This window comes from Streptomyces hirsutus (genome assembly GCF_001418415.1).
Classification (GTDB): Bacteria; Actinomycetota; Actinomycetes; order Streptomycetales; family Streptomycetaceae; genus Streptomyces; species Streptomyces hirsutus.
Genome location: NZ_LIQT01000165.1, coordinates 1 through 4,981, shown reverse-complemented (window position 1 = coordinate 4,981; position 4,981 = coordinate 1). Strand labels below are relative to the sequence as shown.

The following is a 4,981-nucleotide window of genomic DNA, read 5'->3' as shown; positions in this document are numbered from 1 at the left end:
TGGCGGAATCGTACGCGAAAGGTGAACGAGCGATGAGGCAGGGGCGGGGTTGGGAGGGCGCGGTCCTCAAACTGATGCGCGCCAAGGACTTCGAGTTCACGGTGACGCGCGCCGAGGACGTCACCCCCGACTACCGGCGGTTGCGCTTCACCGACGGCGGCATGCTCGCCGCGACCGGCGTCCACCCGACGATGTGGGTGCGGCTGTGGTTCGACAACGCGGGCAAGCCGCACCAACGGGCGTACACCCTCGTCGATCCCGACCCGGCGGCCGGCACCTTCGGCCTGGAGTTCGCCCTGCACGAGGGGTGCGCCAGCGACTGGGCGCGGGCGGCGAAGCCCGGGGACACCATCGAGGCGACCGTCCAGGGGACGGGCTTCGACGTGCCCGCCCCTGCCCCCTCGCACCTCTTCGTGGTGGGGGATCCGGCCTCCCTCCCGGCCGTCAACTCCCTGCTGGGCGCCGTGGGATCCGCCCCGGCGACCATCTGGTTCGAGGGCGCCCTGGACGGGCTGCCCTGCCTGGCCGACCCCGAGCGGCACGAGGTGCGCGAGGTCCCGCGCCGGGACTCCGGCGCCCACCTCGTCGAGCGGGTCCGGGCCGACCTGCCCGACCTGCTGCGGGCCCACCCCGACCCGTACGTCTGGGTCGCCTGCGACACCGCGACCACCCGGACCCTGTCGGCGTTCCTGCGCAAGGAGCAGGGCGTGCCCAAGCAGCGGATGCACGCCCTGGGGTACTGGCGCACGAGCTGACCCGCGGACACGCCGATCGTCGCGGCAGGGACGTCACCCTTCACCTCGCCGGGACCCCGACGCCGACGCCGAGGGCGTCCGGCACGGCGTGGACACCGGCGATGAACTGCTGAAGCGGCTGGAGGACCTGCCCGGGTTCGGTCGGCAGAAGACGCGGACCCCTCTCACCCGTTTCCACTTCCTCCCGCTCTGAGACGTTTTTTCCCGTGTCGTACTCCGCCGCCATGGCTGCGCCCGGAACGTCTGGGCCGGTAGGCTTTCCGTGTGATCTTCAAGCGCATCGGAAACGGCCGGCCGTACCCCGACCACGGCCGGGAAAGCACCCGGTCGTGGGCGGACGTCGCGCCGCGCCCGATCCGCCTCGATCAGCTCGTCACGACGAAGCAGCAGCTCGACCTCGAGACCCTCCTCGCCGAGGACTCGACCTTCTACGGCGACCTCTTCGCGCACGTCGTGAAGTGGCAGGGCGATCTGTATCTGGAGGACGGGCTGCACCGCGCGGTACGGGCGGCGCTCCAGCAGCGCCAGGTGCTGCACGCCCGCGTCCTCGATCTGGGCTGACACTCCCCGCCCACCGTCCGACACGCGGGCGACTCCGTCCGGCGCGCGGGCGACTCCGTTCTGCGCGCGGGTGTCACCGGTCAGTACACGGAGGGCACCGGCACGCCGTCCAGGCCCCTCGACCCCACCGGACGCACCTCTTTCGGCACTGGGTTTGACCCTTTCGGGTTGGACTGCGCGCTATCGAATGATCATCTGGTAGGCATCGTCGCCGGAGCGCATTACGCTGCGCCCATGAGCATGCTGACTCCTCCCGGCATGGGCGGCCAGTACCAGATCCGGGGTGACAAGTACCCGCGGATGCGCCGACCCCGACGCCGCGGCAAGCTCGTCGTCCTGACCATCACCTCCGTCGCGGCGCTCGGCGTGGCCGGCTGGGGCACACTGCAGCTCTTCGACGTCTTCACCGGTGGCGGCAACCCCGCCTCCGCGGTCGGCGTCAAGGCGGGCTGCGCCACCAAGGCGAGCCCCTCGCCCAGTCCGAGCCCCAGTGCCGCGCTCCCCGGGCCCGACCGGATCACGGTCAATGTCCTCAACGCCACGACCAAGTCAGGTCTGGCCAAGAAGACCGCGGACGAACTGAAGAAGCGCGGTTTCAAGATCGGCGACGTCGGCAACGCGGCCAAGGAGTACGACAAGAAGGTCAAGGGCACCGGTGTGCTCCTCGGCCCCGCGTCCTCCCTCAAGACCTCGCTGCCGGTGCTCGGCACCCAGCTCGCCGACGCCGAACGCCGCACCGAGGCCTCCCGCAAGGGCGTCGAGATCGACCTGATCATCGGTGACGCCTTCACCCGGCTGACGGCCAAGGCGGACGCCGACCGGGCCTTGGCCGCGCTGAACGCCCCCGAACCCGAACCCACCGCCAAAAAGAGCTGCTGACGCCGGAGGCGGAAGCAGGAGCCCTGAGCAGAAGCAGAGACGGCTGCTCCCGAGTCCGAGGACGGAACTCGGCAGCAGCCGCCTCGTCCTGCGGTCGTCCTGCCAACGGGCGGGCCGGTCCGGCACCGCCGCCCGTATGCGTAACGCGTACTTCCGGCAGGCGGGCTACTCGGCCGCCCCGTACATCCGGTCCCCCGCGTCTCCGAGGCCCGGCACGATGTAGCCGTGCTCGTTGAGGCGCTCGTCGACCGACGCCGTCACGACGGTCACCGGGGTGCCGGCCAGCTCGCGCTCCATGACCTCGACGCCCTCGGGAGCGGCCAGCAGCACCACCGCGGTCACGTCGTCCGCGCCCCGTTTGATCAGCTCCAGGATCGCGGCGACCAGCGTGCCGCCGGTGGCCAGCATCGGGTCCAGCACGTACACCTGACGCCCGGAAAGGTCCTCCGGCATCCGGGTGGCGTACGCCGAAGCCTGCAGCGTCTCCTCGTTGCGGATCATGCCGAGGAAGCCCACCTCGGCGGTCGGCAGCAGCCGGACCATGCCGTCCAGCATGCCGAGACCGGCCCGCAGGATCGGCACCACCAGCGGGCGCGGATGGGAGAGCTTGACGCCCGTGGTCCGCTCCACCGGCGTTTGGATGTCCACCTGCTCGGTGCGCACGTCGCGCGTGGCCTCGTAGGCGAGGAGGGTGACCAGCTCGTCGGCGAGACGGCGGAAGGTCGCGGAGTCGGTGCGCTGGTCGCGCAGCGTGGTGAGCTTGTGTGCGACCAGGGGGTGGTCGACGACGTGGAGACGCATGTCCCCACATTAACCGGGCAGGACCGGGCCCGACTCCCCCGCACACGGCAAGCCCCCACTGTCCGCCGCCACTCCTTCGCTGGCGTCAAACCGCCCGTCCGGGGGAAGGTGGGAGGGACGGACTGGGGTGATGAAGCAATGCCTGAGCGGAATTCCCGGGACAAGTCTCCGGTACGCGAGACACCCGGCGGCCTGCGCGGCGCATCGGGCGCGGCCGGCGTGGCCCGTACGGCCCGCGCGTCGGAGGTCTCCGGAGTGTCCGGGGTGCCCGGCATGACCAGACCGCCCGGCGCGGACGAGACGGACGCCGAGCGGCGGCGGCGGCGCGCCCGGTTCCTGCGCGAACTCGCCGAGGCCCGGGAACTGCGCGACCGGGTCCAGCCGCGCCGCGCCAAGGCGGCCCGGCTGCGGCACGCGATGCGCATGCGGACCTTCCGCTGGTAGGAGGCTCACGGCCTCCCGGGACGGGACGCTCCCGGGGAACGGGATGTCGCGAACACCGCGGGAACGGGCCCGGCTGCGGGAAGATCGCGGCCCATGCGGGTGTTTGCCTCGTGGTCGTACGAGCACGGCAGGCCGAGCCGCGTACGATCCGCTGTGGCGGCGGCGAGCGCGCCGACGGGTCCCGGGCAGCTTCCGGGGGGACACTCGGCGGGGCGAGGTCAAAACTGCCGGACACAGGGAGCCGAAGACGTCCCCTGTCGGCCTTGTTTCTGCCACGATTCCGAATGGGCGGGGCTCGTAGAGCACTCCTCGTCCACACACCTCCGCCGGGGGGATTCCCAACCGGCACACCTAAGACCAGTGGGAGAGTCACGGTGTACTTCGCCGCACTGCTCGCGCGCACCGAAGACGGGTGGGAAGCGAGCGACACGGAGCTCGACGATGTGGAAACCCTGTCGGATCTGGCCGACCTGGCCCGGGAAGCCGCCCCCGACGAGGACACGGTGCTCGTGCTGATCGAGCAGGAGGACGGCTGGTTCGGCGTCGTCCGCGTGGACGGCGAGGACGACCCTCGTATCTACGTGTCCGACGCCGCGGCCGCCGCCCGCAGCAGCTACGGCGAGATCCTGCTCACCGACGAGCTGCTCGGCCGGGAACCCGGGGTCGACGGCCCCGACCTGGACGCCCTCGACCTCGACGGCACGGAGGACGGTGAACCGGACGACGCCGGCACCGGTGAGGACGGCGCGGCGGACACCGGTTCCGCCGATTCCGTACCGCACGGTCCGGTCGGCGACGCCCTGGTCCTGGACGACCTGGGCGTGAGCGAGAAGGACCTGCGCTCGCTGTCCGGGGACGCCCTCGGCGAGATCGCCGAGGTCCTGGGCGCCGCAGAGGTCCTGGAGACCGTCCGCTGACCGGGCCCACCCCGCCCGACCCGGTGCGCGACCCCTGGCGGGCCGCGATGCGGCTCGCCCTGGACGAGGCCGAGCGGGCCGCCCGGGGCGGGGACGTACCCGTCGGCGCGGTCGTCCTGGCGCCGGACGGCAGCACGGTACTGGCCTCCGGGCACAACGAACGCGAGGTCGCCCGCGACCCCACCGCGCACGCGGAACTGCTCGCCCTCCGGCGGGCCGCCGCGGCGCTGGGACAGTGGCGGCTGGCCGACTGCACCCTCGTGGTGACGCTGGAGCCCTGCACCATGTGCGCGGGCGCGATCCAGCAGTCCCGGGTCGACCGGCTCGTCTACGGCGCCCGGGACGAGAAGGCGGGCGCGGCCGGCTCCCTCTGGGACGTCGTCCGCGACCGGCGGCTCAACCACCGGCCCGAAGTCGTCGAAGGAGTACTCGCCGAGGAGTGCGCGCGCCTGCTCACCGCGTTCTTCCGGGACCGCTGACGCGGGGCCACCGCACCCGAATACCGATTTCAAACCATCGCGCCGCGTGCTGTAAGGTCTTTCCCGGTAGCGTGTCCGAGCGGCCGAAGGAGCTCGCCTCGAAAGCGAGTGTGGCGCAAGTCACCGTGGGTTCAAATCCCACCGC

Annotated in this window: 8 protein-coding genes; 6 read left to right on the top strand and 2 right to left on the bottom strand. The window is 71.9% G+C overall.

What is annotated here, in order from left to right; genetic code table 11:
• Window positions 1-32 precede the first annotated feature (32 nt).
• Window positions 33-755, top strand: coding sequence for a siderophore-interacting protein (locus tag AOK11_RS13165; RefSeq protein WP_055593876.1), 723 nt, complete (start codon window positions 33-35; stop codon window positions 753-755).
• 40 nt (window positions 756-795) lie between these two features.
• On the opposite strand, the gene AOK11_RS13160 is transcribed toward AOK11_RS13165, so the two are convergent.
• Window positions 796-981: a hypothetical protein gene (locus AOK11_RS13160; RefSeq protein WP_055593875.1), complete on the bottom strand. Its 186-nt coding sequence runs from the start codon at window positions 979-981 to the stop codon at window positions 796-798.
• A 38-nt stretch (window positions 982-1,019) separates the two neighbouring features.
• Here AOK11_RS13160 and AOK11_RS13155 point away from each other — a divergent pair, with 38 nt between their 5' ends.
• Both AOK11_RS13155 and AOK11_RS13150 read left to right on the top strand, forming a co-directional pair.
• Window positions 1,020-1,316, top strand: a complete 297-nt coding sequence (locus tag AOK11_RS13155; RefSeq protein ID WP_055593874.1) for a type II toxin-antitoxin system VapB family antitoxin — start codon at window positions 1,020-1,022, stop codon at window positions 1,314-1,316.
• A 258-nt stretch (window positions 1,317-1,574) separates the two neighbouring features.
• Window positions 1,575-2,195, top strand: coding sequence for a LytR C-terminal domain-containing protein (locus tag AOK11_RS13150; protein WP_055593873.1), 621 nt, complete (start codon window positions 1,575-1,577; stop codon window positions 2,193-2,195).
• A 165-nt stretch (window positions 2,196-2,360) separates the two neighbouring features.
• On the opposite strand, the gene upp is transcribed toward AOK11_RS13150, so the two are convergent.
• Window positions 2,361-2,996 carry a uracil phosphoribosyltransferase gene (upp, locus tag AOK11_RS13145; RefSeq protein ID WP_055593872.1) on the bottom strand — a complete coding sequence of 212 codons (636 nt, stop codon included), beginning with the start codon at window positions 2,994-2,996 and terminating at the stop codon, window positions 2,361-2,363.
• 138 nt (window positions 2,997-3,134) lie between these two features.
• Here upp and AOK11_RS41750 point away from each other — a divergent pair, with 138 nt between their 5' ends.
• The 3 genes from AOK11_RS41750 (at window position 3,135) to tadA (ending at window position 4,836) form a co-directional block, all read left to right on the top strand.
• Complete coding sequence (locus tag AOK11_RS41750; RefSeq protein WP_055593871.1) at window positions 3,135-3,440, top strand: hypothetical protein; 306 nt, start codon at window positions 3,135-3,137, stop codon at window positions 3,438-3,440.
• 374 nt (window positions 3,441-3,814) lie between these two features.
• Window positions 3,815-4,357: a tRNA adenosine deaminase-associated protein gene (locus tag AOK11_RS13135; protein ID WP_055593870.1), complete on the top strand. Its 543-nt coding sequence runs from the start codon at window positions 3,815-3,817 to the stop codon at window positions 4,355-4,357.
• Window positions 4,358-4,404: 47 nt separating this feature from the next.
• Window positions 4,405-4,836: a tRNA adenosine(34) deaminase TadA gene (gene tadA, locus AOK11_RS13130; protein ID WP_055593877.1), complete on the top strand. Its 432-nt coding sequence runs from the start codon at window positions 4,405-4,407 to the stop codon at window positions 4,834-4,836.
• Window positions 4,837-4,981: the final 145 nt, after the last annotated feature.

Excerpts from the sequence above, each read along its gene's own strand:
- AOK11_RS13165 (WP_055593876.1), top strand. The coding sequence starts at position 33 with ATGAGGCAGGGGCGGGGTTGGGAGGGCGCGGTCCTCAAACTGATGCGC.
- AOK11_RS13160 (WP_055593875.1), bottom strand. The coding sequence starts at position 981 with ATGGCGGCGGAGTACGACACGGGAAAAAACGTCTCAGAGCGGGAGGAA.
- AOK11_RS13150 (WP_055593873.1), top strand. The coding sequence starts at position 1,575 with ATGGGCGGCCAGTACCAGATCCGGGGTGACAAGTACCCGCGGATGCGC.
- upp (WP_055593872.1), bottom strand. The coding sequence starts at position 2,996 with ATGCGTCTCCACGTCGTCGACCACCCCCTGGTCGCACACAAGCTCACC.
- AOK11_RS41750 (WP_055593871.1), top strand. The coding sequence starts at position 3,135 with ATGCCTGAGCGGAATTCCCGGGACAAGTCTCCGGTACGCGAGACACCC.
- tadA (WP_055593877.1), top strand. The coding sequence starts at position 4,405 with ATGCGGCTCGCCCTGGACGAGGCCGAGCGGGCCGCCCGGGGCGGGGAC.